Source organism: Paenibacillus sp. FSL R7-0297, from assembly GCF_038009025.1.
Taxonomy (GTDB): domain Bacteria; phylum Bacillota; class Bacilli; order Paenibacillales; family Paenibacillaceae; genus Paenibacillus_AQ.
This window is the reverse complement of sequence record NZ_JBBPAQ010000001.1, coordinates 2,856,297-2,870,792: the sequence shown is the minus strand read 5'-3', so window position 1 is coordinate 2,870,792 and position 14,496 is coordinate 2,856,297. Positions and strand designations below refer to the sequence as shown.

At 52.9% G+C, this 14,496-nt stretch carries 10 protein-coding genes; 4 read left to right on the top strand and 6 right to left on the bottom strand.

Annotated features, from left to right (window positions below; translation table 11 throughout):
• Nucleotides 1-77: 77 nt before the first annotated feature.
• Entirely contained in the window at nucleotides 78-1,145 is a 1,068-nt protein-coding gene (locus MKZ24_RS12575) for an AI-2E family transporter (protein ID WP_042238644.1), read from the bottom strand.
• A gap of 229 nt (nucleotides 1,146-1,374) precedes the next feature.
• Between MKZ24_RS12575 and bglS (MKZ24_RS12570) the strand changes: the two genes are divergently transcribed.
• Nucleotides 1,375-2,064 (top strand): beta-glucanase, encoded by a 690-nt coding sequence (gene bglS / locus MKZ24_RS12570; RefSeq protein WP_156123496.1) that lies wholly within the window; start codon nucleotides 1,375-1,377, stop codon nucleotides 2,062-2,064.
• 191 nt (nucleotides 2,065-2,255) lie between these two features.
• A complete protein-coding gene (bglS, locus tag MKZ24_RS12565) occupies nucleotides 2,256-2,984 on the top strand; it encodes a beta-glucanase (protein WP_445324188.1) in 729 nt (242 codons plus the stop codon).
• A 64-nt stretch (nucleotides 2,985-3,048) separates the two neighbouring features.
• Here bglS (MKZ24_RS12565) and MKZ24_RS12560 read toward each other — a convergent pair whose 3' ends face one another.
• Entirely contained in the window at nucleotides 3,049-4,629 is a 1,581-nt protein-coding gene (locus MKZ24_RS12560; RefSeq protein WP_042238646.1) for an extracellular solute-binding protein, read from the bottom strand.
• A gap of 125 nt (nucleotides 4,630-4,754) precedes the next feature.
• Here MKZ24_RS12560 and MKZ24_RS12555 point away from each other — a divergent pair, with 125 nt between their 5' ends.
• Nucleotides 4,755-6,500: a sensor histidine kinase gene (locus tag MKZ24_RS12555; RefSeq protein ID WP_052416676.1), complete on the top strand. Its 1,746-nt coding sequence runs from the start codon at nucleotides 4,755-4,757 to the stop codon at nucleotides 6,498-6,500.
• Entirely contained in the window at nucleotides 6,478-8,085 is a 1,608-nt protein-coding gene (locus tag MKZ24_RS12550) for a response regulator (protein ID WP_340783397.1), read from the top strand. Before MKZ24_RS12555 ends, MKZ24_RS12550 begins: the two co-directional genes overlap by 23 nt.
• Nucleotides 8,086-8,090: 5 nt before the next feature.
• Here the strand turns inward: MKZ24_RS12550 and MKZ24_RS12545 are convergent, their stop codons facing one another.
• The 4 genes from MKZ24_RS12545 to MKZ24_RS12530 form a co-directional block, all read right to left on the bottom strand.
• On the bottom strand, nucleotides 8,091-11,060 hold the full coding sequence (locus MKZ24_RS12545) for a GH36-type glycosyl hydrolase domain-containing protein (protein WP_340783395.1): 2,970 nt from the start codon (nucleotides 11,058-11,060) through the stop codon (nucleotides 8,091-8,093).
• A 32-nt stretch (nucleotides 11,061-11,092) separates the two neighbouring features.
• Nucleotides 11,093-11,950 (bottom strand): carbohydrate ABC transporter permease, encoded by an 858-nt coding sequence (locus tag MKZ24_RS12540; protein ID WP_042238649.1) that lies wholly within the window; start codon nucleotides 11,948-11,950, stop codon nucleotides 11,093-11,095.
• Nucleotides 11,947-12,927, bottom strand: a complete 981-nt coding sequence (locus MKZ24_RS12535) for a carbohydrate ABC transporter permease (protein WP_081956639.1) — start codon at nucleotides 12,925-12,927, stop codon at nucleotides 11,947-11,949. Before MKZ24_RS12535 ends, MKZ24_RS12540 begins: the two co-directional genes overlap by 4 nt.
• A 74-nt stretch (nucleotides 12,928-13,001) precedes the next feature.
• Nucleotides 13,002-14,399 carry a sugar ABC transporter substrate-binding protein gene (locus MKZ24_RS12530; RefSeq protein ID WP_052416677.1) on the bottom strand — a complete coding sequence of 466 codons (1,398 nt, stop codon included), beginning with the start codon at nucleotides 14,397-14,399 and terminating at the stop codon, nucleotides 13,002-13,004.
• Nucleotides 14,400-14,496 lie beyond the last annotated feature (97 nt).

Here is a 14,496-nt window from a genome sequence, read left to right as displayed (position 1 = left end):
GCTCTTTACTCGTAATATTCACCACATTATAACCAAAAGATACATGTACAGTCAATGATTTAACGATATATATCCCTTTATGCCGGCCTTCTGCGGATATAATAGGCGACGATATGCTGAATGACCACTTTGCCGGCTGCGAAAAACGGCACCGCTAGAATCAGCCCGATCATTCCGGCGATCTCCCCGCCGACCAGCAGCGCGAAGATAATCAGCAGCGGATGCAGATGCAGCTTCCGCCCAACGACCTGCGGAGAAATGACGTTGCTCTCCAGCATTTGGCATAGCGTATTTACTACTGCTACCATCAGGACAAGGCGCCATGAGAGGGTCGAGGCCATCACGATGGCCGGAGCTGCGCCCAGAAACGGACCCATATAAGGAACTATGTTGAATACCGCTACTACACAGGCGAAGAGCAGCGCATAGGGCATGCCGATAATGGCATAACCGATATAGGCCAGCACACCAATGATAATACAGACAAGAAATTGCCCGCGGATATAATTGCCAAGTGCCTCATCAATATCCTTGAGCAGGGTGACAATCGACTTACGGCGGGACCGGGGAAGGCACGACACAACGGTCCGTTCGAACACATCGAAGTCCTTCAGGATGTAGAACACCAGAAATGGCACAATGAACGCATTGAACAGGATGCCAATGGTTGAAGCAATATTATCAAGGAAGTGGGAGATGCCTTCGGCCAGGCGGTTTTCCAGCTGATAGAACCAGTTATTCATTCCCGTCTCCACACCGGGCGGAATCAGTCTGGAATTCATGCCCCGCATCAGGCCCTGCGCATGCAATGTCATCTCCGGCAGATGCTCGTTAAGCTCCTCCAGCTGCTCGATGAACATTGGAATCAGGTTGATCAGAATGACCGCCAGTGAGGTGAGAAATACGGCATAGATCAGCAGGACGGCCACGCTGCGCGGCATTTTTCTCCTGGAGAGCATGGAAACCACGGGATTCAGCACATATGAGATGATCATTGCCGCCAGGAACGGGGCGAGGATCGCTTTTAGAAACAGGAAGATTCCCTCCAGCATGGGGCGGAGCAGCCAGACGAAATACAGAATGATCAGGGAGAGCAGCACGCCGATCATCCAGCGGAACCATTTATTTTGGGACCATTGCTCCATAATACCCCTCCTGAACATGTACAGCCCTCTAACAGTCATGCAATATTAGTATGTGTGAGAGGGTAATGAAATACTCTTGCCTGCAAAAAATTGGTTTTTTGTTATTTGAGTTGGAAAGTTGGTATAGTGGCCGGCATCAAGGTCCGCTAAAATCATATTGTAAAACGCTTTCATTCCGAGGAGGGGTACTTTTATTATGAAAAGGTTAAAACGATTATGCGGTGCAGGTATGACGTTGCTGCTTGCCGGATTGCTCGCTGGAGCTCCGTCTGTTTCGGCAGCCACCATCTTTGATGAGCCTCTGACCTACTTCAATTCCGCCACCTGGCAAAAAGCCGACGGCTATTCTAATGGCGGGATGTTCAACTGTACCTGGCGCGCTAACAATATCTCATTTACAAGTGGCGGACAGCTTCGTCTGGCACTGACCAGCCCCAGCAATAATAAATTTGACGGTGCAGAAATGCGGTCTGTCTACAAGTACGGCTACGGTAAATATGAAGTCAGCATGAAGCCTGCCAAGAACAGCGGAATCGTCTCTTCCTTCTTCACCTATACCGGACCCTCCGACGGCACGCCCTGGGATGAAATTGATATCGAGTTTCTGGGCAAGGACACCACTAAAGTTCAATTCAATTATTATACAAACGGGGTTGGCGGTCATGAAAAGATCGTGAATCTGGGATTCGACGCCTCCCAAGGTTATCATACGTATGCCTTCGATTGGCAGCAGGGCTACATTAAGTGGTATGTGGACGGCGTTCTGAAGCATACGGCCACCAGCAATATTCCGTCCCATCCCGGTAAAATTATGATGAACCTCTGGAACGGAACGGGAGTGGACTCCTGGCTCGGTTCCTATAACGGAGCCAATCCGCTCTACGCTTACTACGACTGGCTGAAATTTACAGGCAACTAAAAACGAAATTTGGACTCCGGCGGCGCACAGAGCGCACCTGCCGGAGTCCTTTTACATCTGCCCGGAAGCCGTTATCTTCAGAATTTGTTATCCGGATTGACACATTGGTATAGCGGCTAGAGCCTGGGTTCTGTACGATAAAAGCAAGAAACATCATCACAGGAGGAACAGAATTGATACGCAACAGGTTAATCAAAGCATCCGTAGCCGTAGCTGCTCTGTCAGCAGCAGTATGGGGCCTATGGGCCTTCACTTCAGCACCCCGATCCGAAGCAGGAGGTGCGAAGGACAATTTTACAGAATTCAATGCGGAGTTCTGGAAGAAAACGGATGGCTATTCCAACGGAGACATGTTCAACTGCACCTGGCGAGAAGATAACATCTCATTTGCCGGGGATGATCTTATGACCCTGTCTCTTACCAGCCGGTCCCCCGACGAGTTCGACGGCGCAGAATACCGTTCGCTGCAAAAGTACAGCTATGGCAAGTATGAAATCCGTATGAAGCCGGCGGCCAATCCCGGTGTAGTCTCTTCTTTCTTCACGTATACCGGCCCTTCGGAAGGTGAGCCCTGGGACGAAATCGATATTGAATTTTTGGGTAAAAACACCCGCCAGATGCAGTTGAACTACTTCACAGACGGCATCGGAGGACATGAAAAGGTGATTGACCTCGGCTTTGACGCGTCAGCAGAATTTCACTGGTATAGTTTCGACTGGAAGAGGGATTCCATTACCTGGTATGTAGACGGCCGCCCTGTTCATACTGCGACCGAGAGTATCCCCTTTACTCCGGGCCGTATTATGATGAATCTCTGGAACGGAACAGGCGTGGATTCCTGGCTGGAGGCTTATGACGGCAAGGCTCCGCTACATGCTTATTATGACGAATTCCGCTATACGCCAGCCCGGGGCGAGTAAGAAGCTTCAGCGCCTCTCCGACAAGAAACCGCCTTCAGCAAGGCGGTTTCTTGTCCCTGTGGACTCATCGGCGGCTGCGGTCCCAGGCATTGACCTCCGAGGTTTCGGACAATCCCCCGTACGCCTTCCATTTGCCGACAAACTCGTCAAATTCCTCGATACCGCTGTCCGCAAAGATTATGTTTTGAAAGCTTTTTTGTTCCAGCTTCTTCAGCAGCTCACCGTCGCTCTTCATCGTCTTGGTGGGAGGTCCCGTGAACTGTTCCTTACGGGAAGCCTCCTTCTGGCCCAGCAGCACCGGGGCAATATCCTCCGGAATCTCCTTAATGACTTCGGAAGGAATTCTCGCCCCGTCGAAGGTCAGTGTGTAGGAGGCCACCCGGATCACGCCCATCGGCAGCGCAGAGGGCTCAATGGTCGCCTTGCCACCCGCCATTGCCCAGTCATAGCCCTCTGCAAGACCATTAATGAACTCGCCGGTGGAGGTAGCATAATAATCAAACATATAATTCTGATAGGTAAAAAAGATTTCGGGGTGCTTCATTTTCTTGTTAATCAGTATGGCTCCGTTAACAGGTAAGGTGCCTCTTCTCATAGCGGTACCTTCCGGTCCGGAGGGTATCGCAACAGCCTTGACAGACGCCTGCGGATCTGCGGCAGTCAGGGAAGACAAGGGCCAGCCGCGCATCCAATACGGGCCGGCAATCATGCCGGCCTTGCCGGAGACGAAACGGTTGGCGGCGCCCTCTTCATCAAGCCAGGCACTGTCGGTCGACAAGTACCCCTGCTGAACCCAATGCTTCATAAGCGCGACAGCCTTCCGGGCGCCGGGCTGCACGGAGCCATATTCCAGGGTTCCGTCACTCCGGCGGTTCCATTGCTCGGGAACCGTGCCGAACGCTCCAAATATCCAGCTGCTGTCCCCCATCCAGGTACTGGGACCGTTACGGAAACCTAAAGCAAGGCCGTAAGTGTCCTTTAATCCGTTGCCGTCCGGGTCCTGGTTGACAAAAGCGTCCATGACCTGTTCCAGCTCATCCAGCGTCCGCGGTGTTTCCAATTTCAGCTTGGTAAGCCAATCCTGGCGAATCCAGAGCAGCGGATCGGAGTTGTATTCGTAATCCATGATGGGAATTGCATACTTATGACCGTCCCGCACGAAGGCATTCCATGCCGAAGTGTCCTCGGCAACAGCCTTCTTCCACACCCGGGAGGCATATTGTTCAAATAAACTGCCGACTTCCATGAATTGCCCGGAGTCAATCAGCTCCTGAATGATGGCTGCATCCCGTGTAGTGACAACATCGGGCATATTGCCTTTGGCCAGCTCAAGCCTCAGCTTGTTGGCATAGTTCTCGGAGGTTCCGGAGATAGTCCAGAGATAACGGATACGGATTCCCAACCGTTCCTCCGCCCAGGCCGTATGCACATTATGCTCAAGGCTCTCGCCTTTTTTAAAAGTCAAATTGGGGTTCACGGAGCCCACTGTGTACAGGTCTATGGGCGGATTATATTTACCTGCTTTGACTTCAAAGTGAGGCGCCGTGCTCTCCGGGGAAGCTGCCGGGAGAGTGGCCCCGGAACTGCGGAAGGTGCAGCCCGATAAGATCAGGACCAGCGCGAACAACGGCAATCTGAATTTCATGGAACCACCTGCTTTTCGTAATGTTCTGGAGGGCCGGACAACTTGTATCATAAACTTCTTCCGCATCCCATGGTACACTTCTTTTATTACGGCTAACAGTGAAAGCTTCTGAAAAGGATGATTTTATGGCCTGGCGTCCGAGTTTGTTTATTAAAATGGTTGCTATCCTGCTATCCCTTATATCAACCACACTCTTATTCTACGGATTATCCTACCGCAAGGATATCGGAGTCATCACGAGTCAGATCAAAACAACTGATTTGAATCACCTGGAGTTCCTGACCCAGCAGATGGACAACAATATCAATCAATTGGCGGGCAGCATGTATGCTCTTCAGAGAGACCCGACCATCCGTGACTACGAGCAGATCCGGCAATTGGGCCATCTTATTGACCCCGCCCAGACCATTATGACCGTGCTGGAGAAGCTCTCCCTTCAGACCAGCTCCAGTACGTGGGAGAACCGGATTGTCCTGTACAAGCCGCACAGCGGTGAGACGTTGGGGTCTGATTCCTCACTCTCCTTTGATTCCTCCGTACTGGAGAAACCGCTCCCGGCCGGCTGGGAGTATATTTCAGAGGACAGGGGCAGCACTGAAGCGGGCTTCCGCCTGCTGCTGTCAGATCCCGCTACAGAAAGCAGCCCTCCAAGAGAGGCGGAACTGCTGTTATCGATGTATTTTCCAGTATCCAACATTGAACGAATGTTCGATGCCTACCAGTCGCAGAACAAGGGCGATACCTTCCTGTTCCATCCGGTTTTCGGGATGATCCTCTCCCGCAATACCGACCGGGAAATGGCTGAACGGATCACCGCAACGCTTGATTCCGCAGACGGACAGGGCATATCGGAGATCCTCAACCTTAAGAAGGGCAGCTTTCTTATCAGTTCGGTTCCTTCATCGGCCATTAACTGGCGGGTCGTGCATTATTCGCCGCTGAAGCAGATTCTTCAGCCGATCCGCAGCAGCCGTTATTTCTTCCTGACCGGATCGGCTTTTCTCCTGGTCATGAGCCTGTTGTTCTCTTTGCAGCTATATCGTCAAGTGCAGCGTCCGGTTAGCCTTTTATTGCGTTCGCTCAACAGGATGAAGGAAGGACGATGGTCTACCCGTATTCATACCAAGTCCAATCCTGAGTTCACAATGCTCAACGAAGAATTCAATGAAATGGCAGAAAAAATTCAATTGCTGATTGAACAGGTCTACCTGGAGCAGCTCCGGGCCAAGGATGCCCACTTGAAACAGCTTCAATCGCAGATTAATCCGCACTTCCTCTACAACTGCCTGTTCTTTATTAAGAGTAAGGCCGTTGTCGGCGACACCGATTCGGTGGAGGCTATGGCGCTTAACCTCGGAGAATATTACCGCTACATCACCAAGACAGACCATTCCCTCACTACGCTGCAGGACGAGCTGAAGCTGCTGGAGAATTACCTGGAGATTCAGAATTTGCGGAAACAGCGCATCAGCTATGAGATGGATATCGCGGAAGATCTGCTGGGTCTGCAGATTCCCCGGCTGCTGATCCAGCCCTTGGTGGAGAACAGCATCATTCACGGTATTGAGAAAAAGATCGGCCCAGGCTCCATTCGGATCACCGCCTCCCATACGCAAGAGAGTGTCATAGTCACTGTTGCAGACAACGGAGCTGGCATGACGGATGAGGCAGTTAACGCTTTGCAGGCCCGAATTTCCGAAACGGCGCGTGAGGACGGAGGCTGCGGGCTATGGAACATCCAGCAGCGCCTCAGGTCCCATTATGGTGATTCATCCGGCCTTCTGATCGCCCCTTCACCTGAAGGCGGCTTAAAAATCACTCTTCGCATGGAGAAGAAAGAGGAACCCTATGCATCAAATTCTTCTGATTGACGACGAACCTTATGTCGTTGACGACCTATCCATTTCGCTTCCTTGGACGGAAATGGGATTTGAACAAGTTCACACGGCTTATTCCGGATACGAGGCACTGGAACTGCTTCAGCGTTATCCTATCGACATTGTTGTCACTGACATCAACATGCCTGAAATTTCAGGCATCGAACTGATCGCCTCCATCCGTAGCCGCTGGAAGCACATCCGGGTCGTTATGCTGACCGGTTATGCCGAGTTCGAGTACGCCCGCAAGGCGATAGAAGAGCAAGCCAGTGCCTATCTGCTCAAGCCAATTGCCAATGACCAGTTGATTGCCGTTATTGGCAAGCTCCAGGAAGAGCTGCGCGGCGAATGGGAGACTCGGTCCTCCTATCAGCGGACAATGCAGACCTTCCGCGAGCATCTTCCGCTCCTGCGGGACCGGCTGCTCGGCGAGCTCCTGCAGGGGCGGAAGATGTCCAGGCCGCAGCTGCACGAGCGGCTCTCCCAATTCGATCTGCCGTTCTCCACCAATCTGCCGGTATGTCTTGTAATCGTCAGACCGGAGGAATTCTTCCGGCGTCAGGACATGGGCAGCATGCTGCTGTTCGAATACGCCATTATTAATATCGCGCAAGAGCTGTTTCAAGACCGGTTCCACATCTGGTCAAGCAAGGATGTCCATGATTATCTTGTATTTCTGCTGCAGCCCAGGGAAGACATTGAACCCCGCCTGAATCTCGCAGATGATATCACCCAGGCCGCCTATCAGCTGCAGAATCATGTCAGCACGCTGATTGGAGGCGGCCTTTCTGTGGTCACTACGGGTTGGGGCGGATTCCCGGATCAGGTGTACACTCTCTATCAATCCGGCATCTCCGCTATCCGCCAGCATATCGGCAGCGAAACAGGCATCTATCTGGATGCCACGGACAACAGCAGCTTTAACCCTGTAGAAATTCTCCAGCCGCTCTACGAGCCTCCGCTTTTCTTTCATTTATTTGAGGCGAACAACTGGCAGGGGATCGAAGACAAGCTGAATGCCATCGCTTCGGAGCTGGCCCGGAATCCGGACCACTCTCTGGAGCATATCCATGAAGCCCGTCTGCATCTGGAAACGGCTTTCTATTATTTCGCCCATAAGAATAAGAAGATGCTGGGCGAGATCGTGGGCAATCCGCTGATGAAGCAGGCCCCCTTCCAGACGGCTGACAAGCTGCGGGAATGGGCGCTGGAGATGGTTACGCTGCTGAAGGAGCATTTTGAGTCTGAGCGGCGGGACAGCCGGACAGTCCTGATTCGGAACGTACATGAATATATCGACCGCAATATACATTATGTCTCACTCCAGGCCATCGCCGATCATGTCCAGATGCATCCGGTATATCTGTCCAAAATGTACAAGCTTGAGACAGGCAAGCGGATCAGCGACTACATCAGTCAGGTTAAGATGGAAAAAGCGGCGTATCTGCTCATTCATACGCCGCTGAAAATTTATGAGGTTTCCGCCGAGCTGGGCTATTCCAATGCCCATTACTTTATCAAGCTCTTTAAGGAGTACACGGGGATGACCCCGCATGAGTTCCGTGACCGGGCATTATAACATCTTTACTCTTCAAATCGCAGCTCCACCTCGTGGGTGAGCCCGTCATCCGGAGTCGGAATAAACCCATCCTCTAGCGCCCGGCCATCCAGTGTCAGACGGGCATCACCGCCGTTCATCCGGCGGAAGCCTTCCGGTTTACTGATCCGGATACAGTACGAAGATTTGCCAAGCTTCAGAGTGTAAGAGAATTCTGTCTGCTCTTCCCGCAGGATCGGACTCAGTGCGATGCCCTGCGCCGTATATTCAATGCCTAGCGCTTCCATCAGCGAGAGGGTGAGCCAGGTCGAGGTGCCGCTTAGCATCGGACCGATATTCTCACCGGTCTCGCTGTTATTATATTGAGTGCAGAATCGCGGATTTCCGCAGACTGCAAACGGATCTTCCATCGTCTTGAACGGCATGATCCGGTCCAGCAGCCAATAGCCGAGGCGGCCCAGCTCGGCAGCAAGCCCTGAATCCGAGACTTCCTTGGCACCCTTGAACATCGCAGCTGCGGCCATCATGCAGGCATGCTTGAATACGCCGCCGTTCTCCCGGTCACCCGGGAAGTATTCGTCCGAAGCTGTGTGGGTAGAGACCCGGCCCAAAGCAACCGGGGAAACCAGCTTCAATCCGAAAGGAGTCATAAGATGCGACTTCATAGTGTCCAGCATCACCGAGATCTGCGACTCATCGGCACAGCCCGACAGGATGCTCCAGCTGAAGGAATTTAAGAAGTAAGAACCCTCGGATGCCGGATCTGCTGACAGACCGTCTCCGGCAGCTCCCAAATAAGTATATTCGCCATTCTGGTACCGGTTGAAGAGCACGCGGGCGAAGAAATCGCCCTTCCAGGCATGCTCCTGGATACGCTCGCGCAGCTTGGATCCGAAGCGGTTCAGCTCATCGGCATCATCCTGCTCCCCTTTGCGGGCAGCCAGAGCGGACAGTTCATCTACTGCTACCTTCAGCAGGAAGGCGTTCATAACGCTCTCGGAATAATCGCTGTCCAATGAATCCCCGAAGACCCCGCCTGCCTGCAATTGCTCCCGGTAGAGCTTTTCCTTAGCTGGACCGTTCAGATACGTGTCATCCAGCTTAAGACAGTCGTTCCAGTCTGCGAAGTCCAGTAAGGGCAGAGCGTGGCGGCCGATTGAAATCTTCCCTGAATAGACAATAATCGCCTTGAGTGTCTCGAAGACCGGCCGGCTGGCTTCTTGTCCCGCTACCGGACAAGACTCGTCCAGGAACTCGAGATCGCCGGTAAGCATTACATAGCGGTAGACGGCTTGAACAAGCCATAACGCATCGTCGGACCATTTGCCCGGCTCCTTGCCGGCCCAGAAGAAGTTATGATAGGCATAGCCCAGTTCAAACACCATACCGGTCCATTCTTTAAGCAGACTTTTCACCAGAGCGCTTTGTCCCATACCGACAAAATAATACATCGATGCGTATAAATCCTGGATTTCGCGGAAGCCAATCTCCCTGTAGCCCTTCTGTGTCTGGCAAAAGGAACGGGAGACAAAGCTTTGATAGAGCACCTGAAACGGCAGATTGCGGTTGATAAATACATCGAAATTCTTGTCATCGGAGAATACCTGCAGGAACTTGCTGTAATCCCGCACGAACCCGGCTGATTCCGCCAGCGCTGATTCCGCCGCGCATGGGTCGGAGAAACGGGTGACCAACGCCCCCACTTCATCCGCCAGCACCGTGTCATTCCAAGGCGCCCCGCTCTTGTCGGAGACTAGGCCGGTCAACTGGTCAACAGCTGTCTTAGCTCCCGCAGCCACTTGAATTTCCCCGGCTACTGCGAAGAACCCTGGCCCCTTACGGTGCAGAATGTTACTCAGTCTGAGCGCGCCGGACGGACGGTGAAGCGAACCTGTACCGACAAATTCATTGTAGCTGACGCAGTATTCACGCGGCAGCACCGGTCCTTCTGCCCCGTGAACGATCATTGTGTGGAAGCGCAGATCATGACGGCCGCCTTCGGGATAATAATCCGGACTGATGGCTGCCACGGCTCCCGTATTATCCTGGAGCACGCCGCCCTGCATAATGACGTTGCTGTACAGCACATCCTCGAACAGCGCCCCCGGAGCCGCTGAGCCGAACATTCCCGTGTAGACGATCCGCAGAACTCGGTCGGCTTCTCCATGGTTCTCAATCTCAATCCGCTGTAATTCGGTAGCCAGAGGCAGGCCCTCGTATTGAGGCAGAATAGAGATGATTCGTGTAATCTCCAGTCCGCAGCGCGTCCGGCAGGTGATTCGGGTTACATTCTGCGAATGCCGGCAGACCGCCGACTCTATCCCTTCATCTCCGGGGTCCGCGGAATAGAAGATCTGCTTCCCGTCCTCGAACAGATAGAATTGCCGGTTAGCCGGGAACCCGTTCTCCTCCTGACGCATATCCCAGCGGGTGGCCAGCACCTGGGTGGCCGCATGTGAACGGAAGCTGCCGCCGCCCAGCCGGTCAACAACGCTCTTCGGGGTAGTCTGAAGCGGATGGGGAAAGCTCAGACGGTTGCCCATAAGCAAATTGACCGCGAAATGCGGACCCGGCACAGGTGAACGCAGATCAATTACGTGCTCGCCCTCAGCGTTAAGCGCCCCTGCCCAGCCCGGAGCGGCCTGCAATTGCGCCAAAGCCAGGCTTGCGGTAGCCTCCGGTACGTCAACAGTCTGCTCCTGTCTTCCGGCGTGCCGGATATACAGTGACAATTCCGTGGCTTCTTCGTTTACGGCGAACAACGCGGAGGCACCCGCTTCACCCGGCAGCAGCGCTGCCACAGCGGGGAGCTTGAGCAGCTCCTGAATGGCAGGCAGCCGAAACGGCAGACCGGCTATGCCTACGGCCCCCCGTCGTTCCGAATCCGTAAAGAGGGCACTGATGTGCGCCCCGGGGCCAATCCGGTCTGCGAAGGCTTGTCTCAGGATCTCTTCAGCCGAAGCCATCGCTTCTCTTGCGGTAGTAAATTTCAGCATGATTGCTCTCACCTTTCCTGGCATGCTACGGGTCAGCCCTTGACGGCCCCCGCGGTCATACCGCTGATAAAGTATTTTTGGGTCATGAAGAATATGACCATGACTGGCACGGTTACCACCGTGGAGGCTGCCATCAGCAGGTCGTAGCGGGTATTATATTGCCCGACAAACAAGCGGATACCGACCGGAATCGTCTGTACATCAGCGCTGGTTGTCAAAACCCAGGCGAAGAGGAGCTCATCCCACGCCGTAAGGAAGATGAATATGCCTGTCGCAATAATGCCGGGCAGAGACAACGGCAGAATGATTTTGTAAAAAGCCTGAAATTTCGTACAGCCGTCAATCGTGGCCGACTCTTCCAGGTCTCTTGGAATTGAGACAAAGAAACTTCGCATAATCCAGATACTGATTGGGGTGTAGAACGCCGTATAGACGAGAATCATTCCCCAGTACGTATTGATCATCGGCAAACCGAACGTATTCTTGATCCACAGGAACATCAGGTAAATCGGGAACAGGAACATAATCCCCGGGATCAGCTGGGTGGATATGATACTCATGCTGAACAGCTTCGATCCGGGAAAATCAAACCGGGCCAGCGCATATCCGGCCAGAACGGCAAAGGAGCCGGCAAGCAGGGTTGTCGCACCGCAGATCAGAAGGCTGTTGCGGAAATAGGTGGCAAAATTCACCGTATCCCACATATTGATATAATTGACCCACTGCGGCTTCGGCAGGCTGAAGGTAGTGATCCCGTTCAGAATTTGGTCATTGGAGTGCAAAGAGGTGAAGATCATCCACAGAATGGGAAATACCGTCAATACAACGATAACCCAGGTCAGTGAAGTCAGCAGGAACGAACTGACGGAACGTTTACGGTGTGTACTCATTGGGCATTCAACTCCGATCTAAAGACGCGGTACCAGACACCGACGACCATCAGCATGGCAAACATCAGCATGATTGAAGCGGCAGAGCCCGAACCGAAGGACCAATAACCGAAGGATTGGCGGGTCAAGGCTGTCATCAGGAGGTCTCCCCATTCCCCCGGATATCCGGCACCGTTGCCGAACATCGTGGAGACGATGTTGTAGGAGTAGACATTGTTAATAATCTGGAATAAAAGCTGTACCGCAATAACCGGCTTAAGCATCGGCAGCGTCATGTTCCAGAACTGGCGGAATTTGCCCGCACCGTCAATGGTTGCAGCTTCATAGATATCTTCGGGAATGGTCTGGAGTCCAGCCAGGAAAATGACCATCAGGAACGGCCAGCCGCGCCAGATGGTTGGGATAATGATCGCCCAGATCGTATTCGGCCCCAGCAGCCAGAAAGGCTTCTCATTGAAGAGATGCAAGACATCGACCAGGAAATAGTTGATAATGCCTTCCTTCTGCCACATGAAACCCCAGAGCACACCGACCACATAAGACGGAACGACCCATGGGAGCAGCATGGCTGTGCGGGCAATGCTGCGTCCGGGAAAATCACGGTTCAGCAGCAAGGCCATCATCAGGCCCATGATCATTACACCGATCGTCACAATGACCGAATAAATCGCGGTGTTGCGGATGGCAAAATTGAGCCCCTGGCGGACCGGGTTATCGGTGTTGAACAACAGGCCAATATAATTGTCGATCCCCACAAACGGCGCCTTGAGATATTTGCCCAGTGTAAATTGGTTCAGCTTCAGGAATGACATCCAGAATCCCTGAATCATAGGGAGCAAATGCACCAACAGCATGAAAATGATGGTCGGCACCATCAGCATGTAAGCAAATTTATTCTCTCTGACCCGTTTGCGCCATAGTCCGCGCTTGTCGGAAGCAGCCTTCGCAGGCAGATTTTTTTCAGTATGGAGCCCCATCTCTTATCCCTCACTTTACTAATGGAAGAACCGCCGCACCCTATCGCGCGGCGGCATCCCCCTAATCCTCATCATTATTGGTTAATAATTGCTTTGACTTCGGCCGCTGCAGAATCCAGCTCTTGCTTGACGGTTTCTTCACTATATTTGCCCTTCACACCGGCAACAATATCCCAAATGTTGGCAAAATGCTTTTGCAGCGCCGTTTCCGTAGGTCCCCATTGGGGAATGGATGGATAGGTTCTTCCGTATTTCGTGGCTTCCGAGAATGCTTTCATGCTGGCATCCAGATCAGGCGATTCCAGAAGTGACAGTCGAGCCGGGAGCTGGCCGGATACGGCAGCATAAGCCTTCTGCGCTTCATCGCCGGTCAGGTACTTAATCAAATCCCAAGTCGCTTCCTTGTTCTTCGAGCCGCTGAATACGGTCAGCTCGCTGCCGCCGACGAAGGTAGCTTGTCCGCCCGGACCTGCAGGAAGCGGAGCCACCGCGAAGTTCTTGGCCGCTTTCTTGTCATCCATACCGCCGTTTGCTTTCGGTGTCGCAAAGTTCTTGGCGAGCCAAGGGCCGGAGATAATGACCGCCGATTTACCGTCGCCGAAGTCGCTCTCAATCTGCGACGAATTCTTCTCAAGCGAAGATTTATCCACAAGGCCTTCAGCGGCAAGTCCGGTGTAGAACATCACGCCGTCAAGCCCCTTCTCTTCGTTGAAGGCAACATTTTTGTTATCTTCCGAGAGAACATCGCCGCCTGCAGCCCAGATCCAAGGGAAGATATTATGCACTACGTTCCAGTCGTTTTTACCTGGAAGTCCGAGTGCAGCGATCTTTTTGCCGTCAACGGTCTGTCCGTTGACCGCTTGCAATGCGCTTTTGAAGGAATCCCAATCTTTAAAGGCTGTTGCTGTGTCCACACCGGCTTGCTTGAATACATCTGTCCGGTAGTATATTGCCCGCGCATCCACGAACCACGGCACCCCGTATACCTCGCTGTCGCCCGCGATAGAGGTAGTCGTCCAGATGGCCGGCAGGAAAGCCTCAGCACCGCCTACATCGGCTACTTTGTCCGTCACTTTGTCAATACCGCCCATGCTGGCGATTGCCGGTACCCAGGTTGATCCAAGCTGCAGCAGGTCCGGACCTTCCCCGCTTGTAGCCGCTGTCGTAATCTTGGTCCAGGCAGAGCCCCAGTCAAGTACCGTTACCTTCATGGTGACATTCGGATGCTCTTTCAGGTAAGGTTCAAGCGTCTTCAGGAAGTCTGCATCCGGCTTGGGACTGTTCGGCATCACCCAGGCGTTTAGGGTAACAGGGTCTGTGCTTGGCGTAGCAGGAGCGGCAGTTGCACTGGAATCTTCTTTCTTTCCTCCGTTGTTAGCCGAACTTGATTGGTTGTTATTGCCTCCACATCCGCTGACCACTACTGAAAATGCCATGAGTAGTGCGGTGATGGATACTGCTGTCTTTTTCACAATAAATCTCCCCCATTGTCGTCTGAAAATCATGGAGAACGGCTGCCCGTCCTCCATGTACTGATTATAAAAGTGTTTCTTGCCGGTCTAAATACCA